General features: G+C 73.1%; 23 protein-coding genes and 1 riboswitch. Of the genes, 12 read left to right on the top strand and 11 right to left on the bottom strand.

The window, feature by feature from the left end:
- Nucleotides 1-23: 23 nt before the first annotated feature.
- The 5 genes from KMZ30_RS04705 to KMZ30_RS04685 form a co-directional block, all read right to left on the bottom strand.
- Nucleotides 24-953 (bottom strand): hypothetical protein, encoded by a 930-nt coding sequence (locus KMZ30_RS04705; RefSeq protein WP_215511362.1) that lies wholly within the window; start codon nt 951-953, stop codon nt 24-26.
- An 85-nt stretch (nt 954-1,038) separates the two neighbouring features.
- Entirely contained in the window at nt 1,039-2,385 is a 1,347-nt protein-coding gene (locus KMZ30_RS04700) for an HNH endonuclease (protein ID WP_215511363.1), read from the bottom strand.
- A 172-nt stretch (nt 2,386-2,557) separates the two neighbouring features.
- On the bottom strand, nt 2,558-3,145 hold the full coding sequence (locus KMZ30_RS04695; protein WP_215511364.1) for a hypothetical protein: 588 nt from the start codon (nt 3,143-3,145) through the stop codon (nt 2,558-2,560).
- A 241-nt stretch (nt 3,146-3,386) separates the two neighbouring features.
- The gene (locus KMZ30_RS04690) at nt 3,387-4,451 is read right to left on the bottom strand and encodes a glycosyl hydrolase (protein WP_215511365.1); all 1,065 of its coding nucleotides are present in this window, start codon (nt 4,449-4,451) and stop codon (nt 3,387-3,389) included.
- 259 nt (nt 4,452-4,710) lie between these two features.
- On the bottom strand, nt 4,711-6,405 hold the full coding sequence (locus KMZ30_RS04685; protein WP_215511366.1) for a SulP family inorganic anion transporter: 1,695 nt from the start codon (nt 6,403-6,405) through the stop codon (nt 4,711-4,713).
- A gap of 264 nt (nt 6,406-6,669) precedes the next feature.
- Between KMZ30_RS04685 and KMZ30_RS04680 the strand changes: the two genes are divergently transcribed.
- The 3 genes from KMZ30_RS04680 to KMZ30_RS04670 are packed head-to-tail and all read left to right on the top strand — an operon-like array spanning nt 6,670 to nt 9,157.
- Nucleotides 6,670-7,755, top strand: coding sequence for a hypothetical protein (locus KMZ30_RS04680; protein WP_215511367.1), 1,086 nt, complete (start codon nt 6,670-6,672; stop codon nt 7,753-7,755).
- A gap of 34 nt (nt 7,756-7,789) precedes the next feature.
- A complete protein-coding gene (locus KMZ30_RS04675; RefSeq protein WP_215511368.1) occupies nt 7,790-8,089 on the top strand; it encodes a hypothetical protein in 300 nt (99 codons plus the stop codon).
- Between the two features lie 57 nt (nt 8,090-8,146).
- Nucleotides 8,147-9,157: an aldo/keto reductase family protein gene (locus KMZ30_RS04670; RefSeq protein ID WP_215511369.1), complete on the top strand. Its 1,011-nt coding sequence runs from the start codon at nt 8,147-8,149 to the stop codon at nt 9,155-9,157.
- Nucleotides 9,158-9,190: 33 nt separating this feature from the next.
- Here KMZ30_RS04670 and KMZ30_RS04665 read toward each other — a convergent pair whose 3' ends face one another.
- Together KMZ30_RS04665 and KMZ30_RS04660 are read right to left on the bottom strand one after the other, a co-directional pair.
- Nucleotides 9,191-10,030: an SDR family oxidoreductase gene (locus KMZ30_RS04665; RefSeq protein WP_215511370.1), complete on the bottom strand. Its 840-nt coding sequence runs from the start codon at nt 10,028-10,030 to the stop codon at nt 9,191-9,193.
- On the bottom strand, nt 10,027-10,893 hold the full coding sequence (locus KMZ30_RS04660) for an SDR family oxidoreductase (RefSeq protein WP_215511371.1): 867 nt from the start codon (nt 10,891-10,893) through the stop codon (nt 10,027-10,029). Before KMZ30_RS04660 ends, KMZ30_RS04665 begins: the two co-directional genes overlap by 4 nt.
- A gap of 101 nt (nt 10,894-10,994) precedes the next feature.
- Here KMZ30_RS04660 and KMZ30_RS04655 point away from each other — a divergent pair, with 101 nt between their 5' ends.
- From KMZ30_RS04655 to KMZ30_RS04645, 3 genes are all read left to right on the top strand, one after another.
- Entirely contained in the window at nt 10,995-11,372 is a 378-nt protein-coding gene (locus KMZ30_RS04655; protein ID WP_215511372.1) for a winged helix-turn-helix transcriptional regulator, read from the top strand.
- A 97-nt stretch (nt 11,373-11,469) separates the two neighbouring features.
- Entirely contained in the window at nt 11,470-12,063 is a 594-nt protein-coding gene (locus tag KMZ30_RS04650) for a DUF6318 family protein (RefSeq protein ID WP_215511373.1), read from the top strand.
- Between the two features lie 125 nt (nt 12,064-12,188).
- Nucleotides 12,189-12,950 (top strand): hypothetical protein, encoded by a 762-nt coding sequence (locus tag KMZ30_RS04645; protein ID WP_215511374.1) that lies wholly within the window; start codon nt 12,189-12,191, stop codon nt 12,948-12,950.
- Between the two features lie 126 nt (nt 12,951-13,076).
- Here KMZ30_RS04645 and KMZ30_RS04640 read toward each other — a convergent pair whose 3' ends face one another.
- Nucleotides 13,077-14,648, bottom strand: coding sequence for an OFA family MFS transporter (locus tag KMZ30_RS04640; protein WP_215511375.1), 1,572 nt, complete (start codon nt 14,646-14,648; stop codon nt 13,077-13,079).
- A gap of 249 nt (nt 14,649-14,897) precedes the next feature.
- Here KMZ30_RS04640 and KMZ30_RS04635 point away from each other — a divergent pair, with 249 nt between their 5' ends.
- The 4 genes from KMZ30_RS04635 to rocD all read left to right on the top strand — a co-directional run bounded on the left by KMZ30_RS04635 (nt 14,898) and on the right by rocD (nt 18,430).
- Nucleotides 14,898-15,593, top strand: coding sequence for a SprT-like domain-containing protein (locus KMZ30_RS04635; RefSeq protein WP_215511376.1), 696 nt, complete (start codon nt 14,898-14,900; stop codon nt 15,591-15,593).
- A 78-nt stretch (nt 15,594-15,671) separates the two neighbouring features.
- Nucleotides 15,672-16,649 (top strand): patatin-like phospholipase family protein, encoded by a 978-nt coding sequence (locus tag KMZ30_RS04630; RefSeq protein ID WP_215511377.1) that lies wholly within the window; start codon nt 15,672-15,674, stop codon nt 16,647-16,649.
- Between the two features lie 103 nt (nt 16,650-16,752).
- Entirely contained in the window at nt 16,753-17,136 is a 384-nt protein-coding gene (locus tag KMZ30_RS04625; protein WP_030528126.1) for a hypothetical protein, read from the top strand.
- Between the two features lie 76 nt (nt 17,137-17,212).
- Nucleotides 17,213-18,430, top strand: a complete 1,218-nt coding sequence (gene rocD, locus KMZ30_RS04620) for an ornithine--oxo-acid transaminase (RefSeq protein ID WP_215519865.1) — start codon at nt 17,213-17,215, stop codon at nt 18,428-18,430.
- 25 nt (nt 18,431-18,455) lie between these two features.
- Here the strand turns inward: rocD and KMZ30_RS04615 are convergent, their stop codons facing one another.
- Nucleotides 18,456-19,361 carry an alpha/beta fold hydrolase gene (locus tag KMZ30_RS04615; protein WP_207021491.1) on the bottom strand — a complete coding sequence of 302 codons (906 nt, stop codon included), beginning with the start codon at nt 19,359-19,361 and terminating at the stop codon, nt 18,456-18,458.
- Between the two features lie 81 nt (nt 19,362-19,442).
- On the opposite strand from KMZ30_RS04615, the gene KMZ30_RS04610 reads away from it, so the two are divergent.
- Together KMZ30_RS04610 and KMZ30_RS04605 are read left to right on the top strand one after the other, a co-directional pair.
- On the top strand, nt 19,443-19,805 hold the full coding sequence (locus KMZ30_RS04610) for a hypothetical protein (protein ID WP_215511379.1): 363 nt from the start codon (nt 19,443-19,445) through the stop codon (nt 19,803-19,805).
- Entirely contained in the window at nt 19,798-20,256 is a 459-nt protein-coding gene (locus KMZ30_RS04605) for a hypothetical protein (RefSeq protein ID WP_215511380.1), read from the top strand. The genes KMZ30_RS04610 and KMZ30_RS04605 overlap by 8 nt, the downstream gene beginning before the upstream one ends.
- 27 nt (nt 20,257-20,283) lie before the next feature.
- Here KMZ30_RS04605 and KMZ30_RS04600 read toward each other — a convergent pair whose 3' ends face one another.
- Both KMZ30_RS04600 and mgrA read right to left on the bottom strand, forming a co-directional pair.
- A complete protein-coding gene (locus KMZ30_RS04600) occupies nt 20,284-20,718 on the bottom strand; it encodes a nitroreductase family deazaflavin-dependent oxidoreductase (RefSeq protein WP_215511381.1) in 435 nt (144 codons plus the stop codon).
- 13 nt (nt 20,719-20,731) lie between these two features.
- Complete coding sequence (mgrA, locus tag KMZ30_RS04595) at nt 20,732-21,781, bottom strand: L-glyceraldehyde 3-phosphate reductase (RefSeq protein ID WP_215511382.1); 1,050 nt, start codon at nt 21,779-21,781, stop codon at nt 20,732-20,734.
- Nucleotides 21,782-21,865: 84 nt separating this feature from the next.
- A riboswitch (SAM riboswitch) is annotated at nt 21,866-21,978 on the top strand.
- Nucleotides 21,979-22,007 lie beyond the last annotated feature (29 nt).

The following is a 22,007-nucleotide window of genomic DNA, read 5'->3' as shown; positions in this document are numbered from 1 at the left end:
CACCCCGGCTCGGAGGCGGGCGCTCACCGCAGGCAGGGACCGCTGCCGAGCTTCGCGAAGGCGTAGCGGTCGCCGTCCTGGAGGGTGCCCGGCCCGTTGCTCGCGCTCATCAGCTGGTCGTCGGCGACGGGGTGCGTGGCGCCGAGCACGTGCCCGAGCTCGTGCACGAGGACGCTGTTGACGTAGTCGGCCCCGCCGACCCGGTGCAGCCACGGCGCGAGGGCCGGGGTGTCCAGCTGGATGCCACCCGTCACCCAGGTGCGTCGCGTGCCCGGGCGGTCCGACGCCCGCGGGCCTCCCAGCCCGATGGCGTCCTTCCCCAGCCGCGGGGTCTCCGTCGAGTCGCTCCACGCGATGAGCACCGGCGCCCACTGCCGCTCGTACTGGGGCATCCGCAGGCTCCGGGTGGGTGAGGGCTTCTCGTCGGTGTAGCCGTCGAAGACGAAGGCCAGCCCGGTCGCCTCGGACACCTCGGCCACGGCGCGGGTGATGGCGTCGCGGCCGGCCTCTCCGACGTCGTGCGGGTCGTGCACGACGTAGTGGATCGCCGAGCACGGGTCGAACGTCACCGGGACGCCGGTGTCGACCTCCTCCATGAACGCGTAGGAGTCGTGGTCCGGTGGGTCCGGCAGCGGCACGGCGGCGCGCTTGCGGCCGTCCGCCGGCGTGGGCACGGGCGAGACGCCGACACCGACCCGGAAGGTGGGGTCGCCGTTGACGAGGTAGTCGGCGAAGGTGACGAGCTGGGGCCAGCCGAGCTTGAGCGCGAGCAGGGCGACGAGCAGCAGGCCGACGAGGAGCGGGGTGCGCGGGCCGCGCTGCCGGTCGGCGCTGCTGGGGATCTCGATGACGGGCACGGTGGTGCCGGCCGCGGCGTGCTCGTCGAGGAGCTCGGCCACGGCCGGGACCTCGCGCGCCAGGCGCGCCAGCTCGTCGTCACCCCCGGTCGGCACCCGGACAGGCTAGGAGCAAGCCGTCGCGGGCGCCGGGCATCCGGGGAGAGGGGTGACCGAACGGCCGAGCGGCGGGGCGTGGAGGTCAGGCGGCGTCGAGGAGGGCGGCGAGGTGGCGCTCGAGGACGGACTCGTCGTCGGGTGGCGGGTTCGAGCCCCACCCGAGGAGGGGCGGTGACAGGGAGCGGTGGAGGTGCCCGGTCGGCGTGCGCACCTCGAGCTCGTGGGGCGACCCGCGGACGACGACCACCTGCCACCCGGGCGCCTCCTTGACGAGGTTGCACCGGGCGCAGAGGCCTGCGGCGTTGGCGAGGCTCGTCGGCCCACCGTTGCGCGCGGGGTGGACGTGGTCGGCGTGGACGACGGGGGAGTCGCACCACGGGGTGGCGCAGACGTCATCGCGCAGGACGACCATCCGGCGCAAGAGGCCGGTGAACAGCCGGCGGCGCGCATCCATCGCGACGAGGTCCCGGCCGTCGGGGCTCGTGTACAGGCGTCGCAGCCACACGGAGGCGTCACCGGCATCGCGGACCCACCGGCGCGCGACGGGTGCGGGGACCGAGCCGTGCCCCGGGATGCGGGCCGGCGTGTCGACGGAGGCGGCGGGGTCGCCCGTCCCGAGGAGGGCGCGGTCGGTCATGACGAGATGGACCTCGACCGGCTGCACCTGCCCGACCGCGAGACCGGCGAGCAGCCGCGTGGCGGTGTCGGCCATCACCGCGCCGAGGCCGCGTCCGTCCGGTGCCTCGTCGTCGCACCCGCCACCGACCACGAGTTGCGCGCGGGCGCGCACCGCGGCGTAGGCGCCGACGGCGTCGCGCAGCGGGGCGAGCACGGTCAGCCACGCCATCCCGTCCGGCGCGGGGCGCACCGAGACGCGTCGGGATGCGGCCGCTGCCTCCATCCGGCGGACGACGGAGGCGGCGTCGAGCTCGGCCGCGACCCGTCGCGCGGCCCGGCCGGCGGCCCGTGGCCCGAGCCGGGGGAGGACGCCGGCGAGGCGGCGGTCGACCTCGGTGCGGTCCTCGCGGGTGAGCGTGGCCGTCTCGCGGACGACCTCGACGGCGTGACGCTCGCCGATGTCGCCATCGGTCAGGGCGGCCATCGTCGCCGGCATCTCGTGGACGAGCGCGCGGGCCATCCCGACAAATCGGTCACCGAGAGTGGGGGACTCGCGGCGAGCGAGGGCGACCTGCGACCCGACCGAGCGCGCGGCGTCCTGGGGAGCGGCCTTCTCGTGCGAGCGACGGAAGGCATCGGTGGCCCGGGCCTGGGCCGCCGCGACGGCGCCCTTGAGCCGCTCGAGCTCGGTCAGCAGGTCGATGCGCTCGCGGTCGTCGAGGTCTTCGACCGGCACGTCGGCGAGGGACGTCCGGAAGGCCGTGACCGAGGCCGCGGCGGATCGACTTGCGACCCCTGCAGCGACCCCCATGGCGCTCTCCTTCCTGCTGCCTCCCATCGTAGAGACGACCACCGACAAGGGGGTGTGGCGAACCCAGCCCCCCTGCGGTGGAAGCGAACCCGACCCCACACAGGGTGAGGCCCCGGTCGGGTGGTCCGACCGGGGCCTCGTTGTCGAGATCGCGTGGCAGGGGTTTGCAATCTCAGGCGTGGGAGTGGATCTTCTCGATGGCGGGGGCCTCGACGAGGTTCACCTTGTGTGCGTGCCGGAGGCCGAGGCCGCCGAGGACGAACATCACCAGGGAGCCGGCGAAGGCGGCGATGGCCGCCCACATCGCGATCGCACCGATGGTGGCGAAGGCGTAGGCGTTGAGGAGCATCCCGCGGAGGGTCGTCCCCATGAAGAGGGTCTGGCGCAGCTGGCCGAGGTCCTGCGTGGCCTGCGCGGTCGGGGCGGTCTTGAGGGCGGCCATGTACTCACCGGAGACCTGCGAGTACGTCTTGCCCTCCGAGGCCTCGTCCATGTGGGCCTGGATGTAGTAGTCGGCGTACGCCTTGGCCTGCGCGCCGGTGGTCAGCTCCTGGCCGGCGTACTGCGTGAGCTCGGCCTTCATCTGCGGCGTCGTGAGGGCGGCGGCCACGGGCATCGTGATCTGCTGGGCGGCCAGCTGGTCGTGGACGGTGCTGGTGGCGAAGGTCGAGGCCCACGTGAGCAGGCCCGCGGCGACGAGGAGGACCGTGGCGACGATGATGCCGGTCCAGGAGATGAGCTTGTCGAATGCCTTGCGCATGGTCTTCGCGTCCCTTCGGGTGGGCCCGGGGTCGGGGCCCGTGGTCTGTGGTGCCGGGTGGTCTTGCAGAACTGAAACTACTACTACGCGTAGTAGTTAAAAAAGACATTCGGATGTCGCCTCGGTCACACCAAGTGAATCGAGGTCCGTCCGTGCGAGAACGACTGTCCCCGAACGCGGCCCAGCCCACGGAGACACCAGAGGGGTCTCCGTGGGCTGGGCCGGACGGACCGGGTTGGACCTAGCTGACGGTCCAGGAGTCCTGGATGATCGCCTTGTACGTGGCGTACTCGGACGGGGTGTTCAGCCACCAGACGCAGTCCATGTTGTCCGGGTTCGTCGGCGGGCGGTTGAAGTAGTACGCAGCCACGAAGTAGGCGTTGTTGGCCTTGAGCCACTTGTACCCGTCGCTGAGCCACTGCGCGCGGTCGGGCGCCGAGGTGGCGGCGAACTCGGGCAGCGACGCCTTCTTGTTGTGCGCCTTGGCGAACGTGAGGATCCCGCCGGCGATCGTGCTCAGCGGCACGCTCTTGTTCTGGCCGGGCAGGCCGCAGGTGTTCCAGTTGTACGCGTCGCCGCCGACGACGTCGACGTAGGCGTCACCCGGGTACCAGGTGGTCGCCGACCCGAGCGCGGTCTGGTTGACCCGGTAGGCCCACGCGGTCGTCTGGTACACCCAGCTGACGTTGGTGACGCCCTGCTGGCGGAAGATCGTCCAGACGCGCTGGTAGGCGGCGCGGTACTCCTCGGGGGTGCCGAGGCCGGCCTTCTTGACGACCTCGGGCTCGTGGCCGAAGGAGAACAGGATCTTGCCGGGGCGCGCCTTGATGGTCTGCGCCCACCGCACGATGTTGTTGTACATCGGGGTTCCGGGGACGGCGCTCGAGACGCTGGTCCACGGGACGCCGGAAGCGTTGGCCGTGATCATCCGACCCTGGGGGACCGCGCCCTGGAAGTTGCCGTAGGCGTGCCGGCCGACGGTCTCGCCCGCGATGGACGTCAGGGTGTCGACGTCGCCCGCCGCACCGAAGAAGAAGGTCGGGGTGGTCGGCGCCGGGGTGGTGGGCGTGGGGGCGGGCTTGGTCGCGGTGGGGGTAGGGGTTGGGGTCGGCCTGGTCGGGACCTGGGGCGCGACCGCGCCGAGCGGGCGGACAGCCCTGGCGTTGGTGTTGCCCGGGGAGAGCTGATCGGTCACCGGGCGGGCGGTTGCGACTCCCGCCGTGGCGAGGCCGAGCGAGGCAACGGCCAGCAGTGCGCCGAAGGACTGGGCCGCGCGGCGGCGGCTCGGGGACATGGAAGTACCCATGGCGAATCGTCTTCTTTTCTGGTGCCACCCGGCCTACGGCTCCCCAGCACGTCGAGGGCGGGCATCGCGCGAGGCACCTTGAGTGCAGGGAGCGCGATCTGAAAGTCAAATTAGTCGTCCGCCCAAGCGACCACGGTCGAACTCGGATCCAATGGCCGTTCGGATGATCGGTGCATAGGCCACCCGTCCGTGGCTGCCCCCACGAACGGCGGGAGCCGTCGTCGCACAACGGTTTTCGGCTAGGGCAATGTGATGGGGCTCACCCGCCGGAAGTGCCGTGGGCGGCCCTGACGCCGGCGGCGATGGAGTGCCACAGGTGGTGCGGCCCGAGCTCGCCGACCAGGCCGGAGCGCTCGAGCACCCCGCGCACGTCGGACAGCACTCGCACCAGGTGCACGTCGACGTCCTTGCGGCGCAGCGACCGGACGAGGTGCCCGAGCCGGTCGCACGTCGTGGCGTCCATCTGGTTGGTCGCCTCGAGGTCGAGGACGAGCGTGGCGCCGCCGTCCCGGGCGCGCCGGTCGAGGGCCATCCGCTCGACCTGGGCCAGGACCGTCGAGGCGTTGGCCCAGAACAGCGGCCCGTCCGGCCGGACGACGACGACGCCGCGGTAGGTCCGCCGGGTGGGGTCCGAGCGCAGCGACCCCCACGCCGCCTTCTCGTCCTCGACGCGGCCCATCTCGTCGACCCGCACCTGCACCGAGCGGTAGACCAGCCCGAGGATGGACTGGGCGACCGCGACGAGCAGCCCGTTGAGCGGCCCGAGGACGAGGACCCCCACGAGGGCCACGACGGCGGCGACGAAGTCGTTGCGCCGCAACCGCCGGTAGCGGGCGAACGCGCTCGGGTGGACCAGCCCCCACACGGCGTGGATGACGACCGCCGACAGGACCGTGCGCGGGAGGTCGGCCAGCAGCCCGGTCGCGGCGACGAGGAAGACGAGGGTCGCGACGGCCGCGGTGATCCCGCTCAGCTGCGTCCACGCACCGGCGCTCGCGTTGGCCGCGGTCTTCGAGAGCGAGCCGCCGACGCCCATCCCGCCGAAGGCGCCGGAGGCGAGGTTGGCCGCGCCGTGGGCGACGAGCTCGCGGTCGTCGGTGCGCGCGTCGACGTCGTCGGCCGAGAAGAGTCGCACCGCGGCGAGACCCTCGGCGACGGCCACGGCGGCGATCGCCACGCCCCCCGTGACGAGGCCGGAGAGGAGGTGCGGGTCCACGTCCGGCAGCCGGGGGACGGGGAGGCCGCTGGGGACCGCCCCGACGGTGCCGACGCCGTGACCCGCCAGGCCCGCCCCGCGCGACAGGAGGACGCCGCCGACGAGGACGACCAGCGACCACGGAACCCGTGGCGCGAGGCGCTGGCCCGCGAAGAGCACGAGCAGGGCGACCGCCCCGGTCGCCAGCGTCGGACCGTCGAAGCCACCGATTCCGCGCAGGAGCGCCACGAGACGGTCACCGAGCGCGCCGACGGGAGCCGGTAGACCGGCGAGGGCCGGCACCTCCCCGACGACGATGAGGACGACCAGCCCCGCGACGAAGCCCGTGACGATGGGCTCGCTGAGGAACTGCGCGACCCACCCCAGCCGCAGGAGGCCGGCGACGACGAGCACGAGCCCCGCGACCACCGCGAGCCCCGACGTCAGCCCGACCGCGGCCGCGGGGTCGCCGCCCGAGAGCACCCGGACGATGGAGCCGGACAGCACCGACACGGTCGACACCGGCCCGACGAACAGCACCTTGGACGAGCCGAACACGGCGTACGCGAGGAGTGCCGGCGGCAGCGTCCAGAGGCCGACCACGAGGGGGACACCGGCGACGGCCGCGTACCCCAGCGACTGCGGGACGGCCAGCGCGGCGACGAGGAGGCCGGCGAGGACGTCGCCGGCGAGGTGACCCCGCGGGTAGTGCCGCAGCGACCGGAGGTTCTCCGGGACCATCGACGGCAGCGCGGGCACCCCTCCATCCTGCTCCTGCCCCGGAGTGGGCAGAGCACGTTCCACGGGTGCGGAATCCGGAGGACCCAGCCCAGCACGGACCGTCGGTCGGGGTCCATCGGACGGTCGGACGGAGGGCCTCGACCGTTCGGTGGAGGGTGACAACGGTGTCGGTCACGGGAGCGCCACGGGTTGTTAAAGGGTTGGTCAAGTGGCGGTCGAGATCCGCTCTGGGTCAGTAATTTTCCACCAGCAGAGGGACGGAACCCCGCGAAGGAGATTCAGGTGAGCACGTCAGTCGTCACGGTGGACGGAGCCCGCGTCCGGGTGTCGAGCCCGGCGTTCCGCGAGACGTTCGCGCAGCGCTCGTCGGCAGGTGCGACCGTCCCGGCGGGCGAGCCCGCGGCGGCCGTCCCGACGCCTTCGACGACGGGATCCGTGGCCCGCCACCAGCTGCCCCAGGACCCCGGGGCCGGTCGGCTCACCCTCACCCACGCATCCGCCGCGACCTCGGCCCTCGCCGAGTCCATCCTCGACGCCGAGGACGCCCTCACGTCCGTCCACCGCTCGTGGTTCGCGCCTGCCCAGCGCCCCTGCGCGCCGCGCCCCGACCGGGTCGACGAGTCGACGATCGTCGCCCGCCACGCGGAGGCCGCGGTCCGAGGTGTGCCGTGGTTCGACCTGTCCAAGCGCCGGCAGGCCGCCCAGGTCGCCCGCCGCCGGGCCCACTCCGACATCGACGTCGCGCGCCGCGCGGCCGAGGAGCGGGTGCGGGCCGAGGAGCGCCGCCTGGACGCGTGGTGGAAGGCCCTGTGCGCCAACGACCCCGCGACCGTCACCGAGCACGTCAACGGTGTCTTCGACCGCGAGCCGGGCACCCGGGCGAAGGCCCTCGGTGCCGACGGGTCCGTCCTCGAGGTCGCCGTCCTCGCACCCGGTGAGCACGTGCTCCCGGCGGAGGAGGTGCGGATGGCCGCCGACCGCGCGCTGACCATCCGGCGGGCCTCGGCCGCCCACCGCGCCGAGATCTACCGCCAGCACGTCGCCGGACTGCTCGTCGCGACCGCGCGTCGCGCGCTCGCCGCCTCGCCCGGCGCCGGGTCCGTCCGTGTGCACGTGCTGCGCTCGACCGCGTCCGGCCCCTACGACGACGTGTGCCTGCTCGCCGTCGCCGAGATCGCCCGCGAGGACCTGCACCGGGCCGACTTCGGGCTCGACGCCGTCTCGCTGCTCGGGCGCATCGGTCGTGGCACGGTGCTCGGCGCCGCCGGGGCCGACAAGGCGATGGAGCCCGTCGCGCTCGACGTCGTGCCCGGGCTGGCCGAGCGCCTCGCAGCGATGTGCTGCACCGAGCGCCGCGCCTCCGCCTGACATGCGCTTCGTCACGCCTCCCACCTGGCCGCCCATGCCCGAGGGCTGGCTGCCCGACCCCGGATGGCGCCCCGAGCCCGAGTGGCCCGCGGCGCCGAAGGGCTGGCAGTTCTGGGAGAACGACTACGGCGTCGCCGTCCCGGGGCCGGCCGGTCTCTACGGGACCCGGCCTCGTCTGCTGACCGGCGTCGGTGTCGTCCTCGCCGTCGCGACCGGGCTCGTCGGCTTCTACCTCGGGGCCGGCGGCGCCGACGCGGACGCCCAGGCGCCGGCCCCGGCCCGGACCGTCGTGTCCTCGCCCGTCGCGACTCCGACGCCGCCGCCGTCGAAGTAGGGGGTCCGCCCGCACCTGTCGAGCCTCGCGCGGGCGGACCCCTCCTACTGTGGGTGGATGGACTTCAGATACCTCGGCAACAGCGGTCTCAAGATCTCCGAGATCACCTACGGCAACTGGCTGACCCACGGCTCGCAGGTCGAGAACGAGGCGGCCACCGCGTGCGTGCGCGCCGCTCTCGACCACGGCATCAGCACCTTCGACACCGCCGACGTCTACGCCAACACGAAGGCGGAGAGCGTGCTCGGTGAGGCCCTCAAGGGCGAGCGGCGCGAGAGCCTCGAGATCTTCACCAAGGTCTACTGGCCCACCGGCCCCGGCGGCAAGAACGACACCGGCCTCTCGCGCAAGCACATCATGGAGTCGATCCACGGCTCGCTCCAGCGGCTGCAGACCGACTACGTCGACCTCTACCAGGCGCACCGCTACGACACCGAGACGCCGCTCGAGGAGACGATGCAGGCGTTCGCCGACGTCGTCCGGCAGGGCAAGGCGCTCTACATCGGCGTCTCGGAGTGGACCGCCGACCAGATCCGCGCGGGTCACGCCCTCGCCAAGGACCTCGGCATCCAGCTCATCTCGAGCCAGCCGCAGTACTCGATGCTGTGGCGCGTCATCGAGCCCGAGGTCGTCCCTGCCTGCGAGGAGCTCGGCATCGGTCAGATCGTCTGGAGCCCGATCGCGCAGGGCGTGCTCACCGGCAAGTACAAGCCGGGCGAGGCCCCGCCCGCCGGGTCGCGCGCGACCGACGACAAGGGCGGCGCCGACATGATCAAGCGCTTCATGGACGACGAGCTGCTGACCCGCGTGCAAAAGCTCCAGCCGATCGCCGACGAGGCCGGCCTGACGATGGCGCAGCTGGCCATCGCGTGGGTGCTGCAGAACGACAACGTCTCCGCCGCGCTCGTCGGTGCGTCACGGCCCGAGCAGGTCGAGAGCAACGTCAAGGCCGCGGGCGTCACCCTCGAGCCGTCGGCGATGCAGGCCATCGACGACGCGCTCGGCGACTCCGTCGTGCGCGACCCGGCGATGACCGAGAAGAACGCGCCTCAGGCCCGGGTCGCCTGAGACGCAGGCGGATCCATCGGATGGGGCGCCGGTTCACCTGCGGGAGAGGAGCTCTCGCAGCGAGACCGGCGCCCTTCCGGTGACGAGGCGGACGTCGTCGGTGACCAAGTCGAGCTCGCCGGCGCGGACGGCGGTGTACGTCGACACCCAGGCGTCGAGCTGCCAGTCGGGCGCCTCGTAGGGGGCGCGGCTCGCGTAGGCCTCCTCGACCGCCTCGTCGTGGAAGGTGACCTCCCGCTCTGTCACCTCGCTGATGGTCGCCGCGATCTCGTTGAAGGACAACGACTCCGGGCCGGTCAGGTCGTAGGTGCGGCCCGCGTGCGCCTCGGGGTCGAGCAGCGCGGCGGTCGCGACCCGGGCGACGTCCTCGCGCGCGACTGCACCGAGCCGGCCGTCACCCGCGGGTCCGCGGATGACGCCGTCCTCGCCGGCCATGAGCGGCAGGAAGTCGAGGTAGAGGCTGTCGCGCAGGAACGTGAAGGCCATCCCGCTGTCGCGGACCAGCCCCTCGGTCGCCCAGTGGTCGCGGCCGAGGGTGAAGGTGCAGTCGGCCGCTGCCCCGAGGAACGAGGTGTAGACGACGTGACGGACGCCGGCCTCGGCGGCGGCCCGGACGGCGGTCGCGTGCTCGGTCATCCGGTCCGCGGACTCGGACGCCGAGACGAGCAGCAGGACGTCGACGCCGTCGAGCGCGGCGCGCATCGAGCCGCCGTCCCGGTAGGAGGCCGTGGCCACCTCAGCGCGGTCGAGCTGCGGTGCGCGAGAGGCATCCCGGACGACCAGTCGCTGGGCGATCCCGCGGGCGGCGAGGTCACGCGCGACGAGCCCACCGACCGCGCCGGTCGAGCCCGTGACGCCGACGAGGCGGGTCACGACTGCGCCGCCACAGCGTCGGCGACGGCCTGCCGCATCGAGGTGGGTGCGCGGCCGATGAGCCGCTCCAGGTCGCCGCTCGTCACCTCGAGCTCGCCGCGGGCGATGCCGCGGTCGGAGTCGGCGAAGACGCGTGCGACGGGGTCGGGGAGGCCGGCGCCGACGAGGATGCCGGCGAGCTCGTCCTCGGTGACGTCGCGGTAGACGACCTCGCGCCCGGACGCCTCGGAGACGGCCGCGGCGAGCTCGGCCAGGGTGAAGCCCTCACCGCCGAGCTCGTAGGCGGTGCCGGGGGTGGCATCGGGGTCGAGGAGCACGGCCGCGGCGGCGTCCGCGTAGTCCGCGCGGGTGGCGGCGCTGACCCTGCCGTCGCCGGCGGCCCCGACGACCGCGCCGTGCTCGAGGTAGGTCGGCACCTGCGGTGTGTAGTTCTCGAGGTACCAGCTGTTGCGCAGGAGGACGAGGGGGAGGGCGGCGTCACGGAGCATCTGCTCGGTCGCCTGGTGCTCGGCGGCCAGCTGCATCGTCGAGGAGTCGGCGCCGGCGATGCTCGTGTAGGCGACGAGCCCGACATCCGCGGAGCGCAGCGCCTCGACGACGTTGGTGTGCTGGGGAATGCGCTGGCCGACCTCGCTGCCGGAGACGAAGAGGACGCGGTCGGCGCCGTCGAAGGCGTCGCGGAGGGACGCCGGGTCCGCGTAGTCGACGACGGCCGTGCGGACACCGAGGTCGGCGAGGGCGCGGAGGCGGTCGGCGTCGCGACCGGTGGCGAGGACGTCGGCGGGGGAGGCGCCGCGGCTCAGCAGCGACTCGACGACGAGGCGGCCGAGCTGCCCGGTGGCGCCGGTGACGACGATGGTCATGGGGTGGTCCTCTCTGGGTGCTGCGGGGTCGGTGGGTGCAACCGGGGCGTGCTGCGGTCGCTTCCCGAGGGACAGTACGCACTTTCGAGTAAGGTACTGGCGTGACGGTGAGCAACGAGGTCAGCGACCTGCGGGCGATCTACCCGGACGGCGTCATCGCCGCCGGATGCCCCAGTCGGACGGTCCTCGACCACGTGACGAGCAAGTGGGGGCTGCTCGTCCTCGTCTCGCTCACCGAGGGTCCGCTGCGCTGGAGCGAGCTGCGCCGCCGGGCCGACGGCGTGAGCGAGAAGATGCTCGCGCAGACGCTGCGGACGCTCGAGACCGACGGGTTCGTGCACCGCGAGGCGTTCCCGGTCATCCCGCCGCGGGTCGAGTACAGCCTGACGCCGATGGGTGAGGAGCTCGCCGGGCACCTCGTGCCGTTGCTCGGCTGGGTCGCGGCGCGCGCGGAGGGGATCGTGGCGCGCTCGCGCTGAGCGCGGGTGAAGGGGGCCTGTGGATGACGGGGTGCCCTCTGCGTCGATGCTCGGTACCTTGTGGTCAGGTCGCCGCGGGGGCGCCGGAGAGGCAGGCATGACGAGGGGAACGCGCTGGGTCGTCGCGGGCGTCGCGCTGGGGTCGGTGCTGCTCGCGGGGTGCGAGACGTCAGGCGACGACGACCCGTCCCCGACCCCCACGCCGAGCGTGTCGTCGGTCAGCCCGAGCTCGTCCCCGTCGGCGAGCCCGAGCCCGTCACCCAGCGCGAGCGGCCCCGAGATCCCGGCCGCCGCGCGGGAGCAGACCCCCGCCGGCGCCGAGGCGTACGTCGAGTACTTCTTCGACCAGTTCAACGTCGCCTGGACCAAACCCCAGCCGGGCCTCATCAAGTCCCTCAGCGACCCCCAGTGCCAGTTCTGCAAAAAGACGGAGACAACCGCCACCCGTCTCGCTGCTGACAAGCAGCGCTACAAGTCTGACCCCGCGCGCCTGCAAAGCGTCGACGTCTTCGGAGGAGCGCCCGCGGGCCAGCAGTTCACGCAGGTTCGCCTCGTCCAGAACCGCGTCGCGATCGTGGACGAGGGTGGGGACGTGGTCAGGATTGATGAGCGCAAGGAACTGGATTACTACGTCACGCTTCGCTGGAAGTCAGATCGTTGGTGGCTCCTCGAACTGGAGAAGACCTCGTGACCATCGCCGTCGGAATGGTCGTCGCTGCAGCCACGCTGCTACTTCCCTTGGCGGCTCCCACGGACGACTCGATCAGCGGAAGCGCAAGTGACGTCGGCAGTCGAGTCACGCTCAGCAGTGCGAATATGGACGACCTCGAGGACTCGTACTTCAAGAGCGCGGCCGCCAAGGGCCCCTTCCACGACTACCGGGCGGTGTCCGTGTGCGGTGGTGGGGGACCGGACAGCGGCAACGAAGGTGACCTCTGCCCGCAATCCTGGGGCATGTGCCGCATCGCCTCCGGCGGCGGGGAGGGCCCGGCGGTGGTCGTCTACCGGCGGGTCGTGGAGCAGGACGGGACCCCGGTGACGGGTCCTCCGGGGCAGTGGCAGCAGGTCGCGCTGACGTGCTGGCCGGAGCGGGTGCCGGGGAACGCCAACGCGTTGACGATGGCGATGATCCGGCAGGCGTTCCGCGACACCGATTTCACGAAGCCGACGGTGAACATCCAGCCGGAGGGCGACGTGACCCTCGTCAACCTCCCGACGTTCTTCGAGGTGCAGTTCCCCGAGGCGGGGTTCGGGCCCGACGAGGTCGACCGCCCCGACCCGGCGACGCTGCTCGGCCACCGGGTGGAGATCAGGCCGCGTCTGCAGTCCGTCACCTACCACCTGGGGGAGCGGACGGTCGGCCCGACGCAGGACCTCGGTGGCCCGTACCCCGACGGCACCGTCGTTCAGACCTACACCCGGCCGGGTGAGCAGCAGGTGCGTGCCGACATCGTCTACTCGGGGCAGTTCCGGGTCGGGGGCAGCGGGTGGATCGACATCCCGGGCACGGTCGACCTCCAGGGCACCCCGGTGACCCTCACCGTGCGCGAGGCCAGGGCCCGCCTCTACTCCGACTGACTGACGACGGGCGCGTGGCCCGCCGGGACCGGCTCCCGTGCGTCCTCTTCTCGTGGCGATCTGCGGGGGTCCGGGTGCGGTGGCACGCGGACCCCCGCAGATCGCGGGGAGGAGCGGGCGAGGAGGTCAGGCGAAGAGCTTGGCCGCCGTGATGAGGGTCTGGACCACGCCGTAGGCGAGCAGCACGAGCACGACGCCCCAGGACAGGTACACCCGCAGCGAGCCGCCACGCGCGGTCGAGCCCTCGGCCTCGTCGCCGGCGAAGTCGTCGGCCGCGGCGGCCGTCCGGCCCTCCGGCTCGTGGAACTTCGACGCCACCGGGCGCACCATCAGGTTGGCGACGAACCCGACCGCCAGCACCCCGACCATCGTGAACAGCGCGGGCCGGTAGTCGGCCGCCGTCAGCTTGCCGGGCGTGCCCGCCGCGTCGAGGAACCCGTTGATGATGAGCGGACCGGCGACACCGGCCGCCGACCACGCCGTGAGCAGCCGCCCGTGGATGGCGCCCACCTGGAAGGTGCCGAAGAGGTCACGCAGGTAGGCCGGCACCGTCGCGAAGCCGCCGCCGTAGAAGCTGATGATGATCGCCGCCACGAGCACGAAGATCGCCGTCGCCGTCGAACCGACCAGCGCGAGAACGAGGTAGAGAACGATGCCCACCCCGAGGTAGACCATGTAGATCGGCTTGCGGCCGATCTTGTCCGACGTCGACGACCACACGAAGCGCCCGGCCATGTTGAACAGCGACAGCAGCCCGACGAACCCGCCGGCCGCCGCGACCGCCACCGACGAGGTGCCGTCGGAGCCGCGGAAGAAGTCCTGGATCATCGGCGCGGCCTGCTCGAGGATGCCGATGCCGGCGGTCACGTTGCAGAAGAGGACGACCCACAGCAGCCAGAACTGCGGCGTCTTGATGGCGTTGGCCGCCGACACGCTGCGGTCGGTGATGAGGTCGCTCTTGCTGGACAGCGTCGACGGGTCGAAGCCCTCCGGGGTCCACCCCGGCGCCGGCACACGGACGTTCGTGACACCGATCATCATCACGAGGAAGTAGATGACCGCCAGGCTGACGAACAGCCCGGTGAGGGCCGTGCCGTTCGCGAGCGAGCCCGAGACGGACGGGTCGTAGTCGGCGTCGAAGAAGGACATGAGCTGCCGGGAGAGGGGCGACGCGACCATGGCCCCGCCACCGAAGCCCATGATCGCCATGCCCGTCGCGAGTCCCGGACGGTCCGGGAACCACTTGATGAGCGTCGACACCGGCGAGATGTACCCGATGCCGAGCCCGATCCCGCCGATGACGCCGTAGCCGAGGTAGACCAGCCAGAGCTGCGAGGTGGCCATCCCGATCGCCCCGACGAGGAAGCCCAGCGCCCAGGCGCAGGCGGCGGCGAACATCGCCTTGCGCGGCCCGACCCGGTCGACCCACGTGCCGAGCACCGCGGCCGAGAGCCCGAGCATGACGATGGCGATCGAGAAGACGAGCCCGACCGCGGTGAGCGAGCTGTCGAAGTGGGCGACCATCGACGCCTTGTAGACGCTCGTCGCGTAGACCTGCCCGATGCACAGGTGGATGGCCAGCGCCGCCGGCGGGATGAGCCAGCGGTTGTAGTCACGTGGCGCGACCGTGTGGTGCCGGTCGAGCAGCGACAGCAGGCCGGACCCGGAGGGCCTGCTCTCGGTGGTGGTGGCGGACATGGGTTCCCCTTCCACTACTCCCGGCGCGACGTTGCGCCTCGGACGCTGACCCCTCGGCGCGCCGGTGACGAGACTAGGCAGGCGCGCGAGCGGCCGGGGCCGCAGCGACGCACCGATCCGGTCACCGTCCACAGGCCGCGCGGGGAGGACGCGTCGTCCACAGGAGCGACGTCCGCGCGGGGTGGCGCGGCCACGCTGTCGGTGGCGCTGCCTAGGCTCGTCCCGACGAGATCGACCGAGGAGGTGGCGATGGACCTGCAGCAGGCACTGGCGATGGGGCGGCGGCTCGTCCGCGAGCACGGCCTGGACGGCTGGACCGTCGTCGCCGACCGCGCGAAGACGCGGGCCGGGGTGTGCCGCTTCGCCCGTCGGCAGATCGGCATCAGTGCGCCCCTCACCCGGCTGCACTCCGAGGAGGAAGTGCGAGACACGCTGCTCCACGAGATCGCGCACGCGCTCGTCGGGCCGCAGCACGGGCACGACGAGGTGTGGCGCGCGACCGCCGTGCGCATCGGCTGCTCGGGGGAGCGGTGCGTCCCCGCCGACGCGCCGCGTGTCCCGGGCGACTGGGTCGGGAAGTGCCCGGCGGGCCACGAGCGGAGCCGCCACCGCGCCCCGACCCGGGTGATGTCCTGCGGTCGCTGCTCGCGCACCTTCGACGCGGCCCACCTCTTCACGTGGACCTACCGCGGCCGGCCGGCCTCGATGCCCCCGCGGTACGCGGCCGAGCTCGCCGAGCTGCGCCGGGCCTCGCTCGCGCCCCGGGTGGTCGCCGAGCCGCCACGCGTCGGCGACGAGGTCGAGGTCTCGACCGGCCCCTGGGCCGGGCTCGTCGGTGAGGTCGAGCTCGTCGGGGCGGTGCGCTGCCAGGTCCGGGTCGGCGACGACCTCGTCGGGCTGCCCCTCGACGCGGTGCGCAGGCTGCGCTCCGGGCAGGTCGCCTGAGCCCGGGATTCGCCCGGTGACGACCTTCACGGCGGGCGGAGGTGGTCCGGCCGGGGACGACCACCGACAATGGACCGCGTGAGCACCCACGAGGACGCGAGCGAGCCGGCGCCGGACCCGGCCCCCGTCGCGGACGACCCGACCCGGCCCGCCCTCGAGGGCACGCACCGGGTCGCCGATCCGACGACCGCCGGCTTCGAGGAGTGGACGCCGCCGGACGACGGCGTCGAGCGCGCGCTCGTCCTCGCCGGCGGCGGCGCCACCGGCATCGCGTGGGAGGCCGGCATCGTCCTCGGCCTGCGCGACGGCGGCGTCGACGTCCGGACCGCCGACACGATGGTCGGCACCTCGGCCGGGTCGATCGTCGCGGCGCACCTGCGCCTCGGCACCGACGAGGACAGCGCCTTCGACCGCATCCGGGAGGGCGCACCGCTGACGAGCTACGGGCGTCTCGGGCCGGCGGACGCCGGCCGCTACGTCCGCTCCTCCTTGAGCACCGACCGCCGCGGCGGTCGCGCCGTCGTCGCGCGGGCAGCGCTCGACGCGGCCACCCCGACCGAGGAGGAGTGGCTCGGGACCGTCGGGCTGGGCCTCGTCGGCAAGGACTGGCCCGAGGGCCGGCTGCTCGTCACCGCGGTCGACGCCGAGACCGGCACCTCGGTCGTCTTCGACGGGCGTGGGGGAGTGCCGCTGGAGCGAGCCGTGGCCGCGAGCTGCGCCGTGCCCGGCGTGTTCCCCGCCGTCGAGGTCGGCGGGCGGCGCTACGTCGACGGTGGCCTGCGCACCATCGCCAACGTCGACCTCGCCCGCGGGCACCGGCGCATCCTCGTCCTCTCGCCGTACCCGGTCGGCCCGCACCTGCGCGACCTCCCGCGGATGCAGCTGCGCGCGCTCAAGGCCGAGAGCCGCACCGCGCTCGTCGTGCCCGACGCGCGCGACCTCTGGGCGATGGGCGCCAACCCGCTCGACATGACCCGGGGCGCCGAGACGTTCGAGGCGGCCCGCGCCCACGGAGCCCGCATCGCCCCGCGGATCGCCGAGGTCTGGGACGCCTGAGCGCGGCACGGCCGACGAGCGAGGTATCAGCGCGCCCGCCGCGCGCCTCCTGACCGGCGAGGGGCGACCGACCCCGGGTCGCCCACCACGCCCGGAGACCGCCATGCCCACGATCCGCTCCGTCCCGTTGCTCCCCGTCCCCGACTCGTGGCCGCTGCCGGTCGTCGCGCTCGCCGCGATGGCCGTGCTCGCCGGCCTCGACCTGCTCGGGGCGGTCGCCGCCAAGCACTGGGCCGAGGACGGCAGCGCCGTCGCCCTCGTCGGCGGCGTCCTCGCGTTCGTCGTCCTCTTCTGGGTCTACGCCTCGTCGCTGCGCTACGCCGAGCTGGCGGTCGTCACGATGGGCTGGATCGTCCTGCTCCAGGTCGGCATCCTCCTCGTCGACCGGTTGCACTTCGGCACCTCGCTGCCCGCGGACAAGCTCGCCGCCGTCGTCGTCGCGCTCGCCGCCTCGGTCTACCTCGTCGTGGCTCCCGGGACGGTGTGACCCGGCCGACGTCCGCGCGGGCCTCCCGGACCCCACCCGGCGGCGTCGCTAGGGTCGGGGTGAAGGAGGTTCGACGATGACGTCAGACCGCACCCCACTCGACTCGGGCGCGCACATCGCTATGACCGAGCGCTACGCCGCGCACAACTACCACCCGCTGCCCGTCGTGCTGGCCCACGGGGAGGGGGCCTGGGTGACCGACGTGGAGGGGCGGCGCTACCTCGACTGCCTGGCCGGCTACTCGGCGCTCAACTTCGGCCACGGCCATCCCCGGCTGCGGGCCCGCGCCCACGCCCAGCTCGACCGCCTCACGCTGACCAGCCGGGCCTTCCTCAACGACCGGCTCGGGCCGTTCGCGCAGGAGCTCGCGGCGCTGACCGGTCACGAGGTCGTCCTGCCGATGAACACCGGCGCCGAGGCCGTCGAGACCTCCATCAAGGTCGCGCGCAAGTGGGGCTACCGGGTCAAGGGCGTCCCCGAGGACACCGCGAGCATCGTCGTCATGGAGGGCAACTTCCACGGCCGCACGACGACCATCGTCAGCTTCTCGGACGACAAGGTCGCACGCGACGAGTACGGCCCCTACACACCGGGGTTCCGCACGGTGCGGTACGGCGACGTCGACGCCCTGCGCGCGGCCGTCGACGACACGACGGTCGCGGTCCTCCTCGAGCCGATCCAGGGCGAGGGCGGCGTCGTCATCCCGCCGGAGGGGTACCTCCGCGCCGTCCGCGAGGTCTGCGACACCGCCGGCGCCCTCATGGTGGCCGGCGAGGTCCAGTCCGGGCTCGCGCGCACCGGTCGCACCTTCGCCTGCGAGCACGAGGACGTGCGCCCCGACGTCTACGTCCTCGGCAAGGCGCTCGGCGGTGGCCTCTACCCGGTGTCCGCGATCACCGCCGACCACGCCGTCCTCGACGTCGTCACCCCGGGCTCGCACGGCTCGACCTTCGGGGGCAACCCGATGGCCGCCGCGATCGGGCACGAGGTGTGCCTCATGCTCGCCGAGGGCGAGTTCCAGTCGCGCGCAGCCCGGCTGGGTGCGGTGCTGGAGGACGGCCTGCGCCCGTTCGTCGGGCAGGGCCTCGACGCGCTGCGCGTGCGCGGCCTGTGGGCCGGTCTCGACGTCTCCCCGGGCGGCCCCTCCGGGCGCGAGCTGTGCGAGCGGCTGCTGGCCCGTGGCGTCCTCGCCAAGGACACGCACGGCTCGACCATCCGGCTGGCTCCGCCGCTCGTCGTCACGGAGGACGAGGTGCAGCTGCTCGTCGACGCCGTCGGCGCCTCCCTCGGCTGACCGGGCCGACGGCTCCGAACCGGGCTCAGGAGCCGGCGCGCACCTCGGCCGCCCGGGCCGCGTTCTGCGCGATCGCGTCGACGATCTCGACCCGGCGCGAGCGCGGCAGGTCGTGCCCCATGTCGGGGAACATGAGCAGCCGCGAGCCGGGCACGGCCTGCGCGGTCGCGATGCCACCGCTGGGCTGCACGAGACGGTCGGCGAGGCCGTGGACGACGAGCGTCGGCACGTCGACCTCGCGCAGGCGCTCGGTGCGGTCGGGGCTGTCGAGGATGGCCAGCAGCTGGCGCACCGTGCCGATGGGGCTGACGCTGCGCCGCACCGCGGCTCGCACCTGCGCCGTCATCTCCTCCTCGTCGAAGAGCGGCCCGGCGATGACCCGCCAGCCCTCGACGCCGAGGCGCACCGCCTCCTCCTCGTCCGTCGGCCGCGGCTGCGTGAACGACATCGCCATGGTCGGCAGGAGCCGCGGGTGGACGCGCCCGTGCCGGCGGCTGCCGGTGTTGGACATGATCGAGGTGAGGCTGAGAACCCGCTCGGGGTGGTCGATGGTCAGCTGCTGCGCGATCATCCCGCCCATCGAGGCGCCGACGACGTGGGCGGCCGCGATGCCGAGGTGGTCGAGGAGGGCGGCCGCGTCGTCGGCCATGTCGGCGAGCAGGTAGTCGGCGCCGCCCGAGCCCGGCCGCAGGAAGCTGCGGACGACCGCCGCGCGCGGCGGGGGAGGGCCCGGCGTGAAGCTCGACAGGCCGATGTCGCGGTTGTCGTGCCGCACGACCCGGAAGCCGCGCGCCACGAGGCCGTCGACGAGGTCCTGCGGCCAGCCCACGAGCTGCGTCCCGAGACCCATGACGAGGAGCATCGGCACCCCGTCGTCGGGCCCGTCGACCTCGTAGGCGATCTCCACGTCACCGAGCTGCGCCGTTGCCATGTCCGCAGTGTCGCACCCCGACCCGGGCGCCGGCACGGGCACCCGCGCGGTCGTGGACGGCGGCCCGTCTAGCATGAGCCGGTGATCGCAGCGCTGACGTACGTCGTCGTGGGCCTCTCGGTGGTCCTCTGCGGCGCCGCGGTCGTCTACGCCGTCCGGGACCGCCTCATCGACGACCTGCTCCTCGGGATCGCGGGGCTGCTCGAGCTGGCGCTGCTCGTCGTGCTCGTCGGCGGGCTGATCGGGAGCGGGCACGTCACCGACTCGGCCGAGCGGGCGACGTTCATCGCCTACCTCGTGAGCCTGCCGGTGATCCCCCCGGGCACGGCGTTCCTCGCCATCAAGGAGAAGTCCCGCTGGGCGATGGGCTCGATCGCGGTCGGCGCGTTCGCCGTCGGTGTCATGTCCGCCCGGCTCGCCCAGATCTGGATGTCCTATGACTGACCCCACCCCGCGCGACCGCCGGGCCCTCGGCGGCCCCGGCGTGCTGCTCGTCGTCGTCTACGGCGTGCTGGCGCTCGCCGCCACCGGCCGGTCGGTGCTCCAGATCTCGGAGTACTTCGACCGTGCCCCGCTGGCGTACGTCCTGTCGGCGCTCGCGGCGGTCGTGTACCTGCTCGCGACGTGGTGCCTCGCCCGCGGCGGGCGCTGGGTGCGCGTCGGCATCGTCGCGTGCGCGGTCGAGCTCGCCGGCGTGCTGCTCGTCGGGCTCGCGTCCTACCTCGACCCGTCGGCGTTCCCGGACAAGACCGTCTGGTCGCACTTCGGCCAGGGCTACGGGTTCGTCCCGCTCGTCCTGCCGGTGCTCGGCCTGCTGTGGTTCCGCCGCGTCGAGCGCGGCGCCCGGGCCGACAACGTCGCCCACGACGACAACGTCGCCCCGACCGCCGACTGAACCGGCGGCCGGGACGACGAGGGTGCCTCAGGCGTCCGTGCGCTCCAGGAGCAGGACGGGGATGAGGCGGTCGGTCTTGGTCTGGTACTCGGCGTAGGGCGGGTAGGCCGCGACGCAGCGCTCCCACCACTCCTCGCGCTCGGCACCGTCGATCTCGCGGGCCACGGCCGGCCAGGACTCGGTGCCGTCCTGGAGCGTGAGGTGCGGGTCGGCGAGGAGGTTGCCGTACCAGACGGGGTGCTCCGCCGCCCCGCCCTTGCTCGCGACGGCGGCGTACGTGCCGTCGTGCTCGACGCGCATCAGCGGCACCTTACGCACCGCGCCGGTCTTGCGGCCGCGCATCGTCAGCATGACGACCGGGCGGTCCATGACGCTGACCGAGCGGGTGTCGCCGGTCTCGTCGATCTTCTCGACCTGCTCGCGGACCCAGTCAGAGGGGGAGGGGATGTAGTCGTCGCTCATGTCGTCTCTCAACTCACTTGTCGCTCGAGGTCTTCCACAGGTTGATGCCCGTGTCCTGGGCGTGCTTGTCGATCTTCGCGAGCTCGTCCTTCGTGAAGCGCAGCTTCTTGACGGCGTCCAGGCTGTCGTCGAGCTGCTCGACCGAGCTCGCACCGACGAGCACGGAGGTGACGCGCGGGTCGCGCAGCGCCCACGCGAGGGCCATCTGCGCGAGCGTCTGGCCGCGCGTCTTCGCCAGCCGGTCCAGCGCGCGGATGTGCTTGAGCGCGGTGTCGGTGAGCAGCGCCGGGTCGAGCGACTTGCCCTGGGCGGCCCGCGACCCCTCCGGGATGCCCTTGAGGTACTTGTTCGTCAGCATCCCCTGCGCCAGCGGGGAGAACGCGATGCAGCCGACGCCGGTCTCGCCGAGGGCGTCCAGCAGCCCCTCCTCCTCGATCCAGCGGTTGAGCATCGAGTACGACGGCTGGTGGATGAGCAGCGGCGTGCCCATCGCGCGGAGGATCTCGACGGCCTCGCGGGTGCGCTGCGCCGAGTAGGACGAGATGCCCACGTAGAGCGCCTTGCCGGCACGCACGAGGGAGTCCAGCGCCCCGCAGGTCTCCTCGAGCGGGGTCGTCTCGTCGAAGCGGTGGCTGTAGAAGATGTCGAAGTAGTCGAGGCCGGTGCGCTGCAGCGACTGGTCCGCCGACGCGGTGACGTACTTCCGCGAGCCGCCACCCTGGCCGTAGGGGCCGGGCCACATGTCGTAGCCCGCCTTGGAGCTGATGACGAGCTCGTCGCGGTAGGGGCGGAAGTCGCGGGCGAACAGCGTCCCGAAGTTGCGCTCGGCGCTGCCGTAGGGCGGGCCGTAGTTGTTCGCGAGGTCGAAGTGGGTGACGCCCCGGTCGAACGCCCGGCGCAGGATCGCCTGCTGGCGCTCCAGCGGCACGTCGTCGCCGAAGTTGTGCCAGAGGCCCAGCGAGATCGCGGGGAGGTCGAGGCCGGAGCGGCCGGTGCGTCGGTAGGGCATCCCGGCGCGGTAGCGGCCCGCGGCGGCCTTGTACTCGTCGGCGTGGAAGGTCATGGGGTCATCCTGCCCCGTTCGCGGGGTGAGACGGGGCGGGGGAGGGGGCTGACCGCGGGCCGGCCCGTGCGTATCCTGACGGCAGGTCATGAGCGCCAGCGCCAAGCCCCGGCTCGCTGGCCGGCAACCCTCCTCCGCGGTGGGGTGCCCCGGGTGAGGACCAGGCGTGCGGCACCCGTCGCACGCAAGCGCGGGAGCCCCTGGGCACCCCGCCGAGCACACGTCC

Source organism: Phycicoccus mangrovi, assembly GCF_018729305.1.
Classification (GTDB): domain Bacteria; phylum Actinomycetota; class Actinomycetes; order Actinomycetales; family Dermatophilaceae; genus Phycicoccus; species Phycicoccus jejuensis.
Note: the sequence above shows the minus strand (reverse complement) of the source record. Positions and strands in the feature narration are given on the sequence as shown.

What these genes read in the sequence shown, in the direction of transcription:
- KMZ30_RS04670 (WP_215511369.1), top strand. Translation starts at nt 8,147, where the DNA reads ATGGACTTCAGATACCTCGGCAACAGCGGTCTCAAGATCTCCGAGATC.
- KMZ30_RS04650 (WP_215511373.1), top strand. Translation starts at nt 11,470, where the DNA reads ATGACGAGGGGAACGCGCTGGGTCGTCGCGGGCGTCGCGCTGGGGTCG.
- KMZ30_RS04635 (WP_215511376.1), top strand. Translation starts at nt 14,898, where the DNA reads ATGGACCTGCAGCAGGCACTGGCGATGGGGCGGCGGCTCGTCCGCGAG.
- KMZ30_RS04600 (WP_215511381.1), bottom strand. Translation starts at nt 20,718, where the DNA reads ATGAGCGACGACTACATCCCCTCCCCCTCTGACTGGGTCCGCGAGCAG.
- KMZ30_RS04625 (WP_030528126.1), top strand. Translation starts at nt 16,753, where the DNA reads ATGCCCACGATCCGCTCCGTCCCGTTGCTCCCCGTCCCCGACTCGTGG.
- mgrA (WP_215511382.1), bottom strand. Translation starts at nt 21,781, where the DNA reads ATGACCTTCCACGCCGACGAGTACAAGGCCGCCGCGGGCCGCTACCGC.
- KMZ30_RS04640 (WP_215511375.1), bottom strand. Translation starts at nt 14,648, where the DNA reads ATGTCCGCCACCACCACCGAGAGCAGGCCCTCCGGGTCCGGCCTGCTG.
- KMZ30_RS04700 (WP_215511363.1), bottom strand. Translation starts at nt 2,385, where the DNA reads ATGGGGGTCGCTGCAGGGGTCGCAAGTCGATCCGCCGCGGCCTCGGTC.
- rocD (WP_215519865.1), top strand. Translation starts at nt 17,213, where the DNA reads ATGACGTCAGACCGCACCCCACTCGACTCGGGCGCGCACATCGCTATG.
- KMZ30_RS04660 (WP_215511371.1), bottom strand. Translation starts at nt 10,893, where the DNA reads ATGACCATCGTCGTCACCGGCGCCACCGGGCAGCTCGGCCGCCTCGTC.
- KMZ30_RS04615 (WP_207021491.1), bottom strand. Translation starts at nt 19,361, where the DNA reads ATGGCAACGGCGCAGCTCGGTGACGTGGAGATCGCCTACGAGGTCGAC.
- KMZ30_RS04695 (WP_215511364.1), bottom strand. Translation starts at nt 3,145, where the DNA reads ATGCGCAAGGCATTCGACAAGCTCATCTCCTGGACCGGCATCATCGTC.
- KMZ30_RS04605 (WP_215511380.1), top strand. Translation starts at nt 19,798, where the DNA reads ATGACTGACCCCACCCCGCGCGACCGCCGGGCCCTCGGCGGCCCCGGC.
- KMZ30_RS04675 (WP_215511368.1), top strand. Translation starts at nt 7,790, where the DNA reads ATGCCCGAGGGCTGGCTGCCCGACCCCGGATGGCGCCCCGAGCCCGAG.
- KMZ30_RS04690 (WP_215511365.1), bottom strand. Translation starts at nt 4,451, where the DNA reads ATGGGTACTTCCATGTCCCCGAGCCGCCGCCGCGCGGCCCAGTCCTTC.
- KMZ30_RS04645 (WP_215511374.1), top strand. Translation starts at nt 12,189, where the DNA reads ATGGACGACCTCGAGGACTCGTACTTCAAGAGCGCGGCCGCCAAGGGC.